Below are 15,535 nucleotides of genomic sequence, written 5' to 3'. Positions count from 1 at the left end.
ATCCTCTTTTTTTTTATTACAATCACAACTAATACTATTTAAATTTTGAATTTACTGGGATATTACTTACCTTTAGGCATGCCAAAGAAAATCCAAATAGCAATAAAAGAAGATGTTGATTTTTTAGATAAATTACTAGTAAAGACATCTGGATCTTTGAAAAAAGACAGAATAAAGACTTTGATTCTAATTAAGAAAGGAAAATATGTTTTTTATAGTTCCATTGCTAAAAAATTAGGGAGAACCGAGAAGACTGTACGAGGTTGGGCACAGGAGTATCTGAAAAGCGGTATTTCTGAAATGTTAAGTGTTAGAAGTGGAGGAAATAATACAAAGAAAATATCTGAGAAAATGGCCAATGCTATTGAGCAGAAATTGAATGATCCAAAAACAACAATAACATCGTATGTTGAATTGTTGAAGATTCTCGAAAAAGAGCTTAACGAATCGGTTAATTATGGTGCTTTATATGCTCATTGCAAACGCAAGCATCAATCAAAATTGAAAGTTGCAAGAAAATCCCACTATAAAAAGGATGAAAACGCAGAGGCGTTTTTTAAAAAACCTTGAAAACAAATTTGAAGAGTGTAGAATTATTCTTAATAAAAATAACTTTGAATCTGTAAACCTCTATTTTCAGGATGAAAGTCGTTTCGGTTTGATTACAAAACAGAAAAGAGTTATTACCGCAAAAGGAATAAAAGCCATCGGTACTTATAAACATAGCTATCTTTATAATTGGCTCTGGGGAAGTTTTTCCCCCATAACAGGTGAGAGTTTTTGTATGACAACACAAAGTGTTTGCAAAGAATTATTTGTAAAATATCTGGAAGATTTCAGCAATCACAAGCCAACAGAGTTAAAGATTATGATAATTGATAATGCCGCATTTCATTCCACAAAGGATGTGATAATTCCTGACAATATATTTCTTTTGCCAATTCCACCATATTGCCCAGAACTTAACCCTGCTGAGAAAATGTGGCAATGGATGAAAGATAAAATTGCAATGAAAATTTATGATACTTTAGACGACTTAAACCAAAAAATGGAAGAATTGATTAAAATATCTGATGATAAAACAATTAAATCAATAACAGGCTATCCGTTTTACATGAATGCTTTTTACAGTGTTTTCAAAGTTTAAACGGTATAATTTTAAACCCTGATTACATCCCATCAACTAAATCAAGTTATAATGAATCATTTTGCAAATGTAACACTACATACTTTATCCAACACTAGCTTCTATCGGGATAACAAAAAGCAGTCTATTTATTTTTTAAAAAATCATCGTCTAGCTTGTCACTTCGACATAAGGAAGAGTCCCTTCAACTAAAATCAAGTTATAATGAATTATTTTGATAAATGTAACACTATATACTTTATCCGATACCTTACTTTTATTGGGATAACAAAAAGTCAACTAAATAATAAGTTTTCAAACTTGATTCAGTACAAAGGTAGCTATAAAATCTTTTGAAGCTAAAAACAACCGCTTTTAGAAGCCAGTTTAGAGAAGTCAGCAATACAAACTTCGTCTTATTCAGACTACGAAATATCTTACCTAGCCCAACTTTTAAACTTGATCCGTTTAATTATGAATTTGCCTAATCATTTTAAGCAAAAAAAAAGCTTCTTATTAAATAAGAAGCTTTGTACTCAAGGCGGGACTTGAACCCGCACGAACTAATGTTCACTGGATTTTAAGTCCAGCGTGTCTACCAATTCCACCACTCGAGCGTAACCATTCTAGTAATAGAGCGAAAAACGGGGTTCGAACCCGCGACCTCAACCTTGGCAAGGTTGCGCTCTACCAACTGAGCTATTTTCGCAAGTTTAAGTAATATTATATAATATAAACATTTAAAAAACTTTCATTGAAAGCTTTGTACTCAAGGCGGGACTTGAACCCGCACGAACTAATGTTCACTGGATTTTAAGTCCAGCGTGTCTACCAATTCCACCACTCGAGCGTATTTATTAAAAGCTTATATTGTTATGAACGTATTTATTTATATTGTTATTTAAAACGCCTTAATAAATAAGGCACTTTGTACTCAAGGCGGGACTTGAACCCGCACGAACTAATGTTCACTGGATTTTAAGTCCAGCGTGTCTACCAATTCCACCACTCGAGCGTAACCATTCTAGTAATAGAGCGAAAAACGGGGTTCGAACCCGCGACCTCAACCTTGGCAAGGTTGCGCTCTACCAACTGAGCTATTTTCGCATTTCCTTAAAGAACATTGCCTTACTTCCGTATTGCGAGTGCAAATATACAACAAGAATCAGTATTTGCAAGTACTTGAATAAAAAAAAACAAAACTTTTTTTCAAATATTTCAATTTCAATTCTTTAAAGAACTATTTTTTACTAAGCATTCTTTTAATTTCATTTAACTTCATCAACGCTTCTACTGGAGTGAGCGTATTAATGTCTAAATTCAAAATCTCTTCTTTTATTTCTTCCAACAAAGGATTATCTAAATTAAAAAAGCTTAATTGCATTTCTTCTTGACTAGTTAAATCTTCTTTTGACACTTTTCCATTTAAAACCTCCGCGGAATGTTTTTTTTCTAATTTTTTTAAAATTTTACCTGCCCTTTGTATCACTGTTTGAGGCATACCTGCCATTTTTGCTACATGAATACCAAAACTATGAGCACTTCCACCTTTTTCTAATTTACGGATAAACAACACATTATCTTTTAATTCTTTTACAGATACATTATAATTCTGAATTCGAGTAAACATTTCTGTCATTTCATTTAATTCATGATAATGCGTTGCAAATAATGTTTTGGGTTGCGCAGGATTTTCATGCAAAAACTCTGCAATAGCCCACGCAATAGAAACTCCGTCATAAGTACTAGTTCCTCTCCCTATTTCATCTAACAACACCAAGCTTCTATTGGAAACATTATTTAGAATGGATGCTGTTTCGTTCATTTCCACCATAAAAGTTGATTCTCCCATTGATATATTATCACTAGCCCCTACTCTGGTAAATATTTTATCTACCACTCCCATAGTAACAGCTTCTGCTGGCACAAAACTCCCCATTTGCGCTAACAGAACAATAAGAGCCGTCTGCCTTAATATAGCAGACTTACCTGACATGTTAGGCCCCGTAATCATAATAATTTGCTGCGTATCACGATCAAGATACACATCATTGGCTATATAGGGTACTCCTATAGGCAGTTGCTTTTCAATAACAGGATGGCGTCCATTTTTTATATCTAATTCATACGTATCATTCATTTTTGGACATACATATTTATTTTCAATCGCTTGCTGTGCAAAAGAAGTTAAGCAATCTAATTGAGCAATTAAATTAGCGTTATGCTGAACTGGTTTTACATAAGTGGCAACCCACGCTACTAATTGCTCAAACAGAGACACCTCTAACTGATGAATTTTTTCTTCTGCTCCTAATATTTTAGATTCATATTCTTTTAGTTCTTCTGTTATATATCGTTCTGCATTTACCAATGTTTGCTTACGAATCCATTCAGAAGGCACTTTATCTTTGTGTGTATTTCGAACCTCTATATAATACCCAAAGACATTATTAAAAGAAATCTTCAATGAAGGAATACCTGTTTTTTCGGATTCTCTTTTTTCTATCGCTTCTAAAAACTCCTTCCCTGTATTCGAAATGTTTCGCAATTCATCTAATTCTGCATTTATCCCTACCCCAATAGCATTTCCTTTATTAATTGCTACGGGTGCATCCGGATTTAGTGTATTTGCAATTTTTTCTCTTAATAACTCACACGCATGCAAACTATCCCCTATCACTTTTACGGCTTCTTGTGTACTTTTCAAAGCCAGTTCTTTAATAGGTTCTATGGCGTCTAAAGAGGATTTCAAATATATCAATTCTCTTGGAGAAACTCTTCCTGCTGCTACTTTGGAGATCAAACGCTCTAAATCTGATATTTGTTTTATTTGATATTGAACTTGACACAATAGATCTTGATTATCTTTAAAATAACCTACTACCTCATGACGCCCTTTAATTTTATTCACATCTTTTAACGGAAGTGCTAACCAGCGTTTTAACAAACGTCCTCCCATAGGAGAAAGAGTACGATCTATTACATCTAATAATGTTACGGCATTAGGATTATAGCTATGATATAGCTCTAAGTTACGAATTGTAAAACGATCCATCCAAACATAAGCATCTTCTGCAATACGATGAATAGAGGTTATATGTTGAATTTTATTATGTTGTGTTTCGGACAAATAATACAAAATAGCTCCTGAAGCAATAACGCCGTGCTCTAACTCTTCTATTCCAAATCCTTTTAAAGAATTTGTTTGAAAATGATTAATCAAACTTTCCGTTGCATAATCTTGCTTATACACCCAATCTTCTAGATAAAAGGCATGAAAGTTTTCACCAAAAATGGTTGTAAAATCTTTTTTATTTTGTTTAGGAACTAAGATTTCGCTTGGATTAAAATTCTGTAATAATTTATCTATATAATCAGAATTTCCCTCAGAAGTTAAAAACTCTCCTGTTGAGACATCTAAAAAAGCAACCCCTAATTGTTTCTTACCAAAATAAAGAGAAGCTAAAAAGTTATTAGATTTAGACACTAATACCTCATCATTCATAGATACCCCAGGAGTTACCAACTCTGTCACACCACGTTTAACAATCGTTTTGGTCATTTTAGGATCTTCTAGCTGATCACAAATAGCCACACGTAAACCCGCTTTTACTAATTTTGGCAAATATGTATTTAGCGAATGATGTGGAAATCCTGCCAGAGCTGTTTCACTTTCTGTACCACTTCCTCTTTTGGTTAGAGTAATTCCTAAAATACGAGCGGTACGAACAGCATCCTCTCCAAAGGTTTCATAAAAATCGCCTACTCTAAACAACAAACAAGCATCTGGATATTTAGCCTTAATCTCATTATACTGCTTCATTAGAGGGGTTTCCTTAGGTGTTTTAGCTTTTACTGACAAAACGTTAAATTTTTTGATTAATCGCGACGAATTTACTTATTTTGGCGTAATATTTGATCAAATATTTTTACATTTGTGTATAACTAATTACAAGTCAATTATGAAAAAGGCAATACTAACAGTAGCAACTATCGTATTTTTAGGAAATTTATCAGCTACTGCTCAAGAAAAAGCAAAAAAAGCAGCTTCAAAAGCAAAAATGGAAGTAGCTAAAAAAGTTGAAGAAACAAAATTTGAAATTACGAAAGTAGCTGGTCCTGGAATGTATGTAGAAAAAGAGACTATAGACTATGGTACAATTGAACAAGGTGCAGATGGAAAAAGAGAATTCGTTATTGTAAATAATGGTAACGAACCTTTGATCATTTCAAACGCTCAAGGTTCTTGTGGCTGTACCGTTCCTTCATTCCCTAAAGAACCGATTGCTCCAGGGGCAAAAGCTGTAATTGGTGTTAAATATGATACAAACCGTGTAGGCGCTATCAACAAATCAGTAACAGTTACTACAAATATGAAAGATAATCCTATAAAAGTATTACACATTACAGGTAATATTACAGCTAAACCTGCACCAACTAGCCCTTTAGATGCTAAACCAACAGGTCCAACTGCACAATAATCAAAATTTAAGATTTCATAGAAGGTGTTTGAAAAATCAAAATGCAACATCTTATCTATCACTTCGACCATAGGAGAAATCACATATCAGTATCATGTGATTTCTCCCTATGATCGAGATGACATCCTTGTAACCTTTTAAAACACCTCCTTTTTTATACTCTTTCTAATATCCTATTAGAATAATCATTTATTTCCTATTCAATATTAATCCAAATTCCGCATTAGATTTGAACAAAGTAAATTGGCAAAACAAATCTATTTCACTTTATTTTTCTTCCAATTCAAGCAGACACTCAAACTTTACAGATTAAAATTTTGTATTCTATTTTATTCTAAAATTTCCCACAAACACCTTCTTTATTATTTCACAAAAATATGCCATACAAAAGACGTAATGTTATATTACGGTTGATCATTTCAATAATTAGGAAAAGTTATATTATCAGCACTATCCGGATGTTATTCACCTATTTACTTCGTTGAAAGCGCTCTTTAATTGAAATAATAAGGTCTAATCTTTAAAGCAACCCAATTCAGGTCAAAAAATGAAATATTTTTTAAACTCAAAGTCTTTTTATTTACAACAAATTTTCAACCCAGATTTTGCATTAGACTTCGTTGTGAAACAAAATTTTTCAATAAATTCAAGTGCTCACGGAAAATTTTAGAAGAAGAAATAGTGAACTATTTTGATGATTAAAATTTGAGTACGTGCTTGAATTTGAAGAAAAATAAAGTGGAATAGATTTACTTCGTCTATTCGCTACGCTCGGGTCTAATGCAAAATCTGGGTTTAATGCAAAATCTGGGGTAAAAATGATAGTACTTATTATTGAAAGAAATGTAAATTTGCCAGATGAGAAAGATAGAAAATAGCGAATTAGATCGCAAAACAATAGAAGAGTTTAAAGAAGCTCAAAAAACACCTCTGATTATTATATTAGATGACATCCGAAGCCTACATAATATTGGCTCTGTATTTAGAACTAGCGATGCTTTTTTAGTTGAAAAAATTTATTTATGCGGAATTACGGCTACACCTCCCAATAAAGAAATTCATAAAACCGCTTTAGGAGCAACCGAAACCGTTTGTTGGGAATATCACAAAGAGGTATTAGAGGTTATTGAAACCCTTAAAAAGGAAGAGGTAGAAGTATACGCTGTTGAACAAGTTGAAAATGCTATATTCCTTGATCAATTTAAACCTGAACCTACTAAAAAATATGCTTTGATTTTTGGAAATGAAGTTTTTGGAGTAAATCAAGATGCTGTAAAACTTTGCCACGGAGCTATTGAAATACCTCAATTGGGCACAAAGCACTCTTTAAATATCTCTGTAAGCACGGGTATTGTTGTTTGGGATTTATTTTGCAAATTAAACCAATAAAAAAAGACTGTCCGAAAAAATCCGATATTTATTTCGACAAAGGAAAAAATGAAGTGATTGACAATAGCTTTTTTTTCTAGCATAAAACTAACAATATTACTATTAATTTGTTTTTTTCGGACAGCGCTCGCCATCGTATTAGCAATTTAATTTTTCTTGTATTTTTCGCAAAATCGTTACATAATCTTCCTGTCTCTTTACAAAATCAAGATCTGAGACGTCTATTACTAAAACATTTAATCCTAATTGGGTTTTTATATAGTCTAAATACCCTTTGTTAATCTTGTCTAAATATTCCGCTGGTATTTCTTGTTCATAACTACGTCCTCTTTTTTTAATATTTTTCAACAATCTATCTGTATTTTGATATAGATATACGTATAGATCTGGTTTAGGCATTTCTTTATAAATAATATCAAATAAAGTCTTATACAAACGAAACTCATCTCCTTGTAAAGTAACCTTTGCAAAAATTAAGGATTTAAAAATATGATAATCGGCCACCACAAAATCTGCAAAAAGATCAAACTGAGACAAATCGTCTGCTAACTGTTGATAACGATCCGCTAGAAATGACATTTCTAAGGGAAAGGCATAGCGCCCTTGGTCTTTGTAAAATTTTGGCAAAAAGGGATTATCTGCAAAACGTTCTAAAACTAACTTAGCATTAAAATCAGCTGCTATCTTAGAAGCTAAAGTAGTTTTACCTGCTCCAATATTTCCTTCTATGGCAATATAGTTTAATTTATCTACATCAAACTGTTTAATAGGAGCTGTTAATTCTGCCATTACGTCACAAGAGCTAGTATCTGGACAATCTAACAACAGGCGATCTACGCTTTTAGACAAAACAGGATGTACCCATTCTACTCCAAGATCTTTCATAGGATATAACACAAAACGTCTGTTTTGCATGTGAGGATGTGGAATTATCAAATTATCAGCATTTAAAATCAAATCATCAAATGCCACAATATCTATATCAATAATACGGGGTTCGTATCCTATTTCTTTTTTTCTCTGACGCCCCATATCTTTTTCTATACCTCCAATTTTCCTTAAGACTTGTTCTGGTGTAAAAGAAGTATGAATAAGTACGGCACAATTATAAAAAGCAGCACTCTCAAACCCCCAAGCAGGTGTTTCATATAACTTAGAAACCTGTAAAACTAATCCAATTTTATCATGAATGAGTTGTATACAAGTCGTTATATGACTCAGTTTATCTCCTTGATTACTTCCTAAAGATAGTATTACTTTTTTTTGTATTCCCATGCTTGGCAAAGTAACTAAAAAGATTTGGAGAATAGAAGTATATTTGCATGTGTGTTAATAACTTATTTTTGCATGTAACTTTTTTAATATTTTATACACTAATTTATAAAAAACAAAACAATGAATTTTTTAAAGAATGTATTGGCAAGTATAATTGGCCTTTTTATATTTTGTATCATTTGCTTTTTTAGCATTATTATACTAGGTTCCTTGGTAGCCGGCGGAAAAGAGAAAATTGAAATCAAAGACAACTCCGTTTTGATCTTAAATTTAGAAAAAATAACAGATGATTACGCAGGAAAATTTAATTATGAGGACATGCCTTTTCTAAACGAAAAAGGAAAAGGAGAAGGTCTTATAGACATATTAAAAGCAATTAAGGAAGCTAAGGAAGATAGTAGAATAAGAGGTATTTCTATTTTAAACAACACACTTCATTTGGGTGTTGCACAAACTAAAGCTCTTAGAGATGAACTAGAAAATTTTAGAAAATCAGGAAAATTTGTTTTAGCATACGGAAATACGTATTCGCAAAAAGAATATTATCTAAACTCTGTTGCGAGCACAGTTTATTTAAATCCTGTTGGAGAATTAGAGTTCAAAGGGTTATCAAGTGAGGTAATGTATTTTAAAGATTTTCAAGATAAAACAGGAATTAAAATGGAAGTTATCCGACACGGAAAATACAAAAGTGCGGTTGAGCCCTTTTTAACAAATAGTATGAGTCCTGAAAATCGCGAGCAAATTAGTCTTTTTTTAAATTCTATTTGGAATGCTGTTGTCGAAGACATATCTAAATCAAGAAGTATTTCCGTTACAGACTTAAATCTAATCGCTACGGATTTATTAGCACGCACTCCTGAATTAGCCAAAAATAGTAAGCTAGTAGACATAGTAGCCTATGAAGATGTATACCATCAAGACATCAAAAAGAGATTAAAAGTAGCACAAAATGAAGACTATAATACTGTAAACATTCTTGATTATTCAAAAGAGCTAGCTGACAAGGAAGAATTTGCCTTAGGAGAAAAGATTGCTATTATTTATGCTCAAGGCGAAATAGGCTCAGGGGAAGGTGATCTAAATACGGTGGGCGAAGGTTCTATGAAAAGATCATTAAAAGAGGCTCGTGAGGATCAAGATATAAAGGCAATTGTACTACGCATTAATAGTCCTGGAGGAAGTGCTTTAACATCCGATCTGATATGGAGAGAAATCGAATTAACCAAAAAAGTAAAACCAGTCGTTGTATCTATGGGAAATCTGGCGGCTTCAGGAGGTTATTATATAGCTTGTAATGCCCATAAAATTTTTGCAGAAGCAAGCACTATAACAGGTTCTATTGGTGTTTTTGGAATGTTACCTAATTTATCTGAAATCAGCAATCGTTATGGCATTAATACAGAAACAGTGGAAACACATAAAAACGCATCAGGCTATAGTGTTTTTGAACCAATAGATGCAGACTTTAAAAACTTCACACAAGAGGGGGTAGAAACCATTTATAAAACGTTTGTAAACCGCGTAGCTAAGGGACGTAAAATGAATTTTACTCAAGTAGATGCTATAGCACAAGGTCGTGTTTGGAGCGGTACCGATGCTCTTAAGATTGGATTAGTAGATAAAATTGGTGGATTAGATGATGCGATAGCCTACGCTGCTACTATTTCAAAAGCAAAAGACTATAGCACCATATCGTATCCTGAATTTGAAAAAAACTTTATTGATGAATTAGAAAAGAATGGATTTATGAGTTTCTTTAAAACACGCGAAGTTTTATTAAAAGAACAAATTGGTGAAGAAGGATTGGAAATGATAAATCAAATAAAACGAATGAATAATCGAAAAGGAATGCAGTTGATAATTCCTTACGAATTAAAAATAAATTAGCCTCTAATACAAAAATCCGTTTTCACATGAAAGCGGATTTTTTTATGTATTTTTGTAAATAAACTAAAAAGTTTTACAAGATAAAATTTCAAAAAGATTACAAAATGAAAAAGAAAATTTTTATAGGTATTGGAGCCTCTCTCTTTATTATAATAGGGGGTTTAGCCTGCATTCCATTATTTTTTAAAGATACAATAAAAAACAAAATTCAAGAAACCATTAATGAAAATCTAAATGCAAAAGTTGCCTTTGCAGATGCCGATATAAGTTTATTCAAAAGTTTCCCTAAAGCTACTATTTCCTTAGAAAAATTCATTATAATTAACCATGCTCCTTTTGAAGGTGACACCCTCGTTGCCTTTGACGAATTAAACCTTAAAATGTCTGTAACGGAACTTTGGAAGGACAAAAAAGAACCTATGTCACTAGAAGCCATTAGCATTAAAAATGGATTAGCAAATATCCTTTTTAATAAAGAAGGTAAAGGAAATTTTGATATTGCAAAAAAAACGAACGAGCCTAGTACTAGTAACGAAAAAAAGGAACCTTTTTCAATGAATATCCAAAACTATGCTGTTGAAAACTTCCGTTTTAAATTCTATGATGAGCGTTCTAAAATCAAAATGGTTTTAGACAGTATACATCATAATGGAAAAGGGGATTTTGGCTCTCAAAAATTAGATTTAGAAACACAATCTATCGCCAAAGTGTCTCTTGACATGGATAAAATGAACTACATGAACAATGTAGTTATTACCTTAGATGCTGTTTTAGGAATAGACTTATCTGCTAACAAGTATACCTTTAAGGAAAATAAAGCTAAAATAAATGAACTTCCTCTTGAGTTCAATGGTTTTATACAAATGCTTCCTGAAGAACAACTTTATGACTTAACTTTTAAAACCCCCACCTCTTCTTTCAAGAATTTCTTAGGCCTTGTACCTGCACAATATGCAGGCAATCTAGAAACAGTAAAAACATCTGGCGATTTTACAATAAATGGAAAAGTTAAAGGAAAATTAAAAGAAAATATAATCCCTACTTTTAATATTGCTATAGCATCTAACAATGCTTCATTCCAGTATCCTCAACTCCCAAAATCAGTACGAAATATCATAATTGATACTAAAATAATTAACGATAGTGGCGCTTTAAGTGATACGTATGTAAATCTAGACCAATTATCTTTTCAGATAGATCAAGACGTTTTTAATGCCAAAGCTTCTATAAAAAATGTAGCAACCACCCCACAGGTTAACGCCGCTTTAAAAGGAACTATTAATCTTGGCAATTTTACAAAAGCATATCCTATAAAAATAGACAAACCGCTTTCTGGAATTTTGAAAGCAAATGTAACAACAGATTTCAATATGCAAGCTGTTGAAAAAAAGGAGTATGAAAAAATCAAAAATGCAGGTACTCTACATTTAACTGGTTTTAACTATACAGGCCCTGAAATGGCTAAACCTGTACAAATAAAACTAGCTGAAGTAAACTTTACAAATAGCCAAATTAAACTGAATCAATTGGACATGAAGACAGGTAATTCAGATTTAAAAGTAAGCGGTATATTAGAAAATTTTTATGGTTTTTTATTTAGAAAACAGACCTTAAAAGGTAATTTTAATATGGGATCAAACCAATTATATGTTGCTGATTTCATGGCTCCTGCTCCAACAAATTCAACAAACAAAACGGGTTCTAACACTTCTAGTAACGGAGAAAGTTCTTCTACTAAAAAGACAAAAAAAGAAGCCGTTAAAATACCTGCTTTCCTTGATTGTACAATTAGTGCCAAAGCAAACACAGTCGTATATGACAACTTGACACTCAAAAATGTATCAGGTAAGATGATGATTAAAAACGAAGCGATTTCCTTGCAAAACGTTAGAACAGATCTTTTTAATGGTATTATAGGTTTTAACGGACTTGTATCTACAAAAGGCAGTACTCCAACCTTTAATATGAATTTAAATTTAGATAAGGTTGATATAGGACAATCTTTTACTCAATTAAATTTACTAAAGGCAATTGCTCCTATAGCTGGTGCTATAACAGGAAAACTGAACTCCACTATCAAGTTAAACGGTAATTTAGATCCTATTGAATTAACACCAAACATTCAGACCCTAACAGGAGACCTACTAGGCCAATTACTTTCAACTTCAATAAACGCTAATAATTCACAAATGCTAACTGCACTGAGTTCTCAATTAAAGTTCTTAGATATCAAAAAAATCAATTTAAATGACATTAAAGCTAATTTGGCATTTGACAAAGGACGTGTAGTCGTAAAGCCTTTTAAAATAAAATACCAAGATATAGTAGCAGAAGTAGGAGGTACACATGGTTTTGACCAAAATATGAATTACAATATTAAGTTAGATGTACCCGCAAAATATTTAGGAGGTGATGTTAATAAATTATTAGCCAAACTAAGTCCTAATGAAGCTTCAAAAATTGAAAGCGTTCCTATTAGCGCATTGATGACTGGTAATTTCAAATCACCAAAAGTAACTACAGACTTAAAACAAGCAAGTACTAACTTAGCCCTACAAATTGCTAAATCACAAAAAGATAAATATTTAAACCAAGGTGTTGATGCCTTAGGCAGTATTTTAGGAGGTAACAAAAAAGGAAAAGATTCTACAAATACTAAAGATCCTAAAAAAGAAGCTATCAAAAATACTGCTAACCAAGTTTTAGAGGGGCTTTTTGGTAGAAAAAAATAATATTTTATCTTTCAAAAAAAAGAAAGAGGCTATTGAAAAGATCTCTATATTGTCATTTTCAAACCAAGAGAGAAGTCATATAATTTAACCATCTGACTTCTCTTAATTTGAGAAATATTAATCATAGAGTTATTCCTTTCCAACAGTCTCTTTTTTTTATACTATATAATTGAAAAATATATTACAGGTCAATCTTTACTACATAGCCTTCGTAGGTTCTAACATTAAAAACAGTATTATCTTCAAACAACAGATATTGTCCTTTAATTCCTTTTAAAACACCTGTATAATGGGGTGTTTTTTCTAAATTTAAACTCACCACTTTTTTAGGATACTCTAAAACAGGGTACTCAAATTTATATAATTCTTCTGCAACAGGCTTATAATATTCTTGTACTTCTTGCGGCAATATGGTCTGTAAATTATTACGTTCAGTCATTAAATCTACTTTAGGCACTTCGTTTTTCAACATACGTTGCCAGTTTGTTTTATCTGCGTATATTTTTTTCAGCGCCACTTCCGTAACTCCTGCTAAATAGCGATTAGGAACTTCAACAATAGGAACAGCTTCTATAGCTCCTTGGTCTATCCATCGAGTAGGAACCTGTGATTTTCTTGTTACTCCTACTTTTACTTCACTAGATAAAGCCAAATAGACTATATGAGGTTGTAATTGTACTTTTTTTTCATATTCTAAATCTCGATCTTCTATATCTAAATGAGCTTTACTCAACTCAGGTTTCATAATCCAATCTCCAGCTGAAGCACTTGCCGTAAAACAATCATAACAAAAACCTTGTCTAAAAACTTTTTTTTCTTTCCCACACTCTAAACACTGGTAACCAAGATGTAAAAAGGTCATTGATTTACCTAATAATTGATTAAGATTTAAAAAAGAGTTTTCAAGAACTAGATAATATTCAATAGGACGAACAAACTCTGTTTGCATTTTAGTAAGAACACCTTGAAAAGTCATAGTAGATTTTTGATTTTAGACATTAGATAATCTTTTTTTTTCTATTTTAGCGTAAAGTTATAATTCAAAATTCAAAATTCAAAATTCACGATTATAATGCCTTTATCTATTATACATTCTATTGCCTCTTGGGTTTTAAAACAACGTATTCATCAGATAGAACTTTTTTTAAAATATCCAAATGAAGTACAAGAAGAACTGCTGATAAATTTGATTCGTCAATCAGAAAACACTGTAATAGGTAAAACTTATGATTTCCAATCTATAAAAACATATCACACTTTTCAAGAAAGAGTTCCTGTTTCATGTTATGAGGATTTAGAACCCTTAATTGAACGTACACGTAAAGGAGAACAAAATGTTTTTTGGCATCAGCCTATTAAATGGTTTGCAAAATCGAGTGGTACAACGAACGCAAAAAGTAAATTTATACCTGTAAGTAATGAAGCTCTTGAAAATTGTCATTATAAAGGCAGCAAGGACTTACTTTGCATGTACCTTAATAACAATGAGGACTCTCAGCTTTTTAAAGGAAAAAGTCTTCGTTTAGGAGGTAGTAAACAATTATATGAGGATAATAACACTTTTTTTGGAGACTTATCAGCTATTCTTATAGACAATATGCCTTTTTGGGCTGAATTTAGTAGTACACCATCCAACAGAACCTCCTTAATGAGTGAATGGGAAACGAAACTTCTAGCAATTGTTAATGAAACTAAGAGCGAAAACGTGACTAGTTTTGCTGGTGTTCCATCTTGGATGATGGTCTTACTTAACAAACTGATGGAGGAAACGGGTAAATCAAATTTATTTGACATTTGGCCTAACCTAGAAGTTTATTTTCACGGAGGTGTAAGTTTTGACCCTTATCGCGATCAGTACAAAAAAATACTTCCAAAATCTAATTTTAAATATTACGAAATATACAATGCTTCTGAAGGTTTTTTTGCCATTCAGGATCTTAATCATTCTAACGATTTATTGCTAATGCTTGATTATGGTATTTTTTATGAATTTATACCAATGGATACATACGGCACTCCTAATCAAAAAACGGTTCGTTTAGTAGATGTAGAACTTCATAAAAACTATGCTATTTTAATTACTACTAATTCAGGTTTATGGCGTTATTTAATAGGAGACACTGTTCGATTTACTTCTTTATCTCCTTATAGAGTTCGTATTACAGGTCGAACCAAACATTACATTAATGTATTTGGAGAAGAATTAATGATTGAAAATACAGATAAAGCACTAGCCAAAACATGTCAACTAACCAATTGTGAAGTAAAAGATTATACCGTTGCTCCTATTTTTATGAACGGAAAAGAAAAAGGAGCTCATGAATGGATTATTGAGTTTAAAACTCAACCTAAATGTATTGAGGAGTTTAGTCATATTTTAGACAAAACTATACAATCATTAAACTCTGATTATGAAGCTAAACGCTACAACAATATGACTCTAAACCCTTTAAAGATAAACATTGCACGTGAAAATCTATTTTATGATTGGCTAAAAGAAAAAGGAAAATTAGGTGGTCAGAACAAAGTTCCTCGTTTATCAAACTCTCGCGAATACATAGATAGTCTTTTACAAACGTTATAAACCCGAGAATATTAAAACATTGGATATTTTGTAAAAATTCACAAGGCTAGTCATTTAA

10 protein-coding genes and 5 tRNA genes are annotated in these 15,535 nt (G+C 32.0%); 7 read left to right on the top strand and 8 right to left on the bottom strand.

Annotation, left to right across the window (positions count from 1 at the left end):
* Nucleotides 1–45: 45 nt before the first annotated feature.
* Nucleotides 46–570, top strand: a complete 525-nt coding sequence (locus NAB20_RS05930) for a transposase (protein WP_375605126.1) — start codon at nucleotides 46–48, stop codon at nucleotides 568–570.
* Nucleotides 536–1,147: an IS630 family transposase gene (locus tag NAB20_RS05925; RefSeq protein ID WP_105196716.1), complete on the top strand. Its 612-nt coding sequence runs from the start codon at nucleotides 536–538 to the stop codon at nucleotides 1,145–1,147. Before NAB20_RS05930 ends, NAB20_RS05925 begins: the two co-directional genes overlap by 35 nt.
* 512 nt (nucleotides 1,148–1,659) lie before the next feature.
* On the opposite strand, the gene NAB20_RS05920 is transcribed toward NAB20_RS05925, so the two are convergent.
* From NAB20_RS05920 to mutS, 6 genes are all read right to left on the bottom strand, one after another.
* Nucleotides 1,660–1,743: transfer RNA gene (locus tag NAB20_RS05920), tRNA-Leu, on the bottom strand.
* Nucleotides 1,744–1,762: 19 nt separating this feature from the next.
* Nucleotides 1,763–1,835: transfer RNA gene (locus NAB20_RS05915), tRNA-Gly, on the bottom strand.
* Between the two features lie 57 nt (nucleotides 1,836–1,892).
* Nucleotides 1,893–1,976: transfer RNA gene (locus tag NAB20_RS05910), tRNA-Leu, on the bottom strand.
* A gap of 81 nt (nucleotides 1,977–2,057) precedes the next feature.
* A tRNA-Leu gene (locus NAB20_RS05905) sits at nucleotides 2,058–2,141 on the bottom strand.
* A gap of 19 nt (nucleotides 2,142–2,160) precedes the next feature.
* Nucleotides 2,161–2,233 (bottom strand) — tRNA-Gly (locus NAB20_RS05900).
* Nucleotides 2,234–2,366: 133 nt separating this feature from the next.
* Nucleotides 2,367–4,949 carry a DNA mismatch repair protein MutS gene (gene mutS / locus NAB20_RS05895; protein WP_127823736.1) on the bottom strand — a complete coding sequence of 861 codons (2,583 nt, stop codon included), beginning with the start codon at nucleotides 4,947–4,949 and terminating at the stop codon, nucleotides 2,367–2,369.
* Between the two features lie 139 nt (nucleotides 4,950–5,088).
* Between mutS and NAB20_RS05890 the strand changes: the two genes are divergently transcribed.
* The gene (locus NAB20_RS05890; RefSeq protein ID WP_088394039.1) at nucleotides 5,089–5,607 is read left to right on the top strand and encodes a DUF1573 domain-containing protein; all 519 of its coding nucleotides are present in this window, start codon (nucleotides 5,089–5,091) and stop codon (nucleotides 5,605–5,607) included.
* 858 nt (nucleotides 5,608–6,465) lie between these two features.
* Complete coding sequence (locus tag NAB20_RS05885; protein ID WP_088394055.1) at nucleotides 6,466–6,996, top strand: RNA methyltransferase; 531 nt, start codon at nucleotides 6,466–6,468, stop codon at nucleotides 6,994–6,996.
* A gap of 138 nt (nucleotides 6,997–7,134) precedes the next feature.
* Here the strand turns inward: NAB20_RS05885 and folK are convergent, their stop codons facing one another.
* Nucleotides 7,135–8,271: a 2-amino-4-hydroxy-6-hydroxymethyldihydropteridine diphosphokinase gene (gene folK, locus NAB20_RS05880; RefSeq protein WP_105195791.1), complete on the bottom strand. Its 1,137-nt coding sequence runs from the start codon at nucleotides 8,269–8,271 to the stop codon at nucleotides 7,135–7,137.
* 120 nt (nucleotides 8,272–8,391) lie between these two features.
* On the opposite strand from folK, the gene sppA reads away from it, so the two are divergent.
* Both sppA and NAB20_RS05870 read left to right on the top strand, forming a co-directional pair.
* A complete protein-coding gene (gene sppA / locus NAB20_RS05875; protein WP_105195790.1) occupies nucleotides 8,392–10,161 on the top strand; it encodes a signal peptide peptidase SppA in 1,770 nt (589 codons plus the stop codon).
* 104 nt (nucleotides 10,162–10,265) lie between these two features.
* Complete coding sequence (locus NAB20_RS05870) at nucleotides 10,266–12,893, top strand: AsmA-like C-terminal region-containing protein (RefSeq protein WP_105195789.1); 2,628 nt, start codon at nucleotides 10,266–10,268, stop codon at nucleotides 12,891–12,893.
* A gap of 181 nt (nucleotides 12,894–13,074) precedes the next feature.
* Here the strand turns inward: NAB20_RS05870 and NAB20_RS05865 are convergent, their stop codons facing one another.
* Nucleotides 13,075–13,869: a DUF2797 domain-containing protein gene (locus NAB20_RS05865; RefSeq protein WP_127823534.1), complete on the bottom strand. Its 795-nt coding sequence runs from the start codon at nucleotides 13,867–13,869 to the stop codon at nucleotides 13,075–13,077.
* A 96-nt stretch (nucleotides 13,870–13,965) separates the two neighbouring features.
* On the opposite strand from NAB20_RS05865, the gene NAB20_RS05860 reads away from it, so the two are divergent.
* Entirely contained in the window at nucleotides 13,966–15,477 is a 1,512-nt protein-coding gene (locus tag NAB20_RS05860; RefSeq protein ID WP_105195788.1) for a GH3 auxin-responsive promoter family protein, read from the top strand.
* The last annotated feature ends 58 nt before the right edge of the window (nucleotides 15,478–15,535 follow it).

This window comes from Flavobacterium davisii (genome assembly GCF_042182265.1).
Lineage (GTDB): Bacteria > Bacteroidota > Bacteroidia > Flavobacteriales > Flavobacteriaceae > Flavobacterium > Flavobacterium davisii.
The sequence above is the reverse complement of the archived record's forward strand: the minus strand, read 5'-3'. Positions and strand labels throughout refer to the sequence as shown.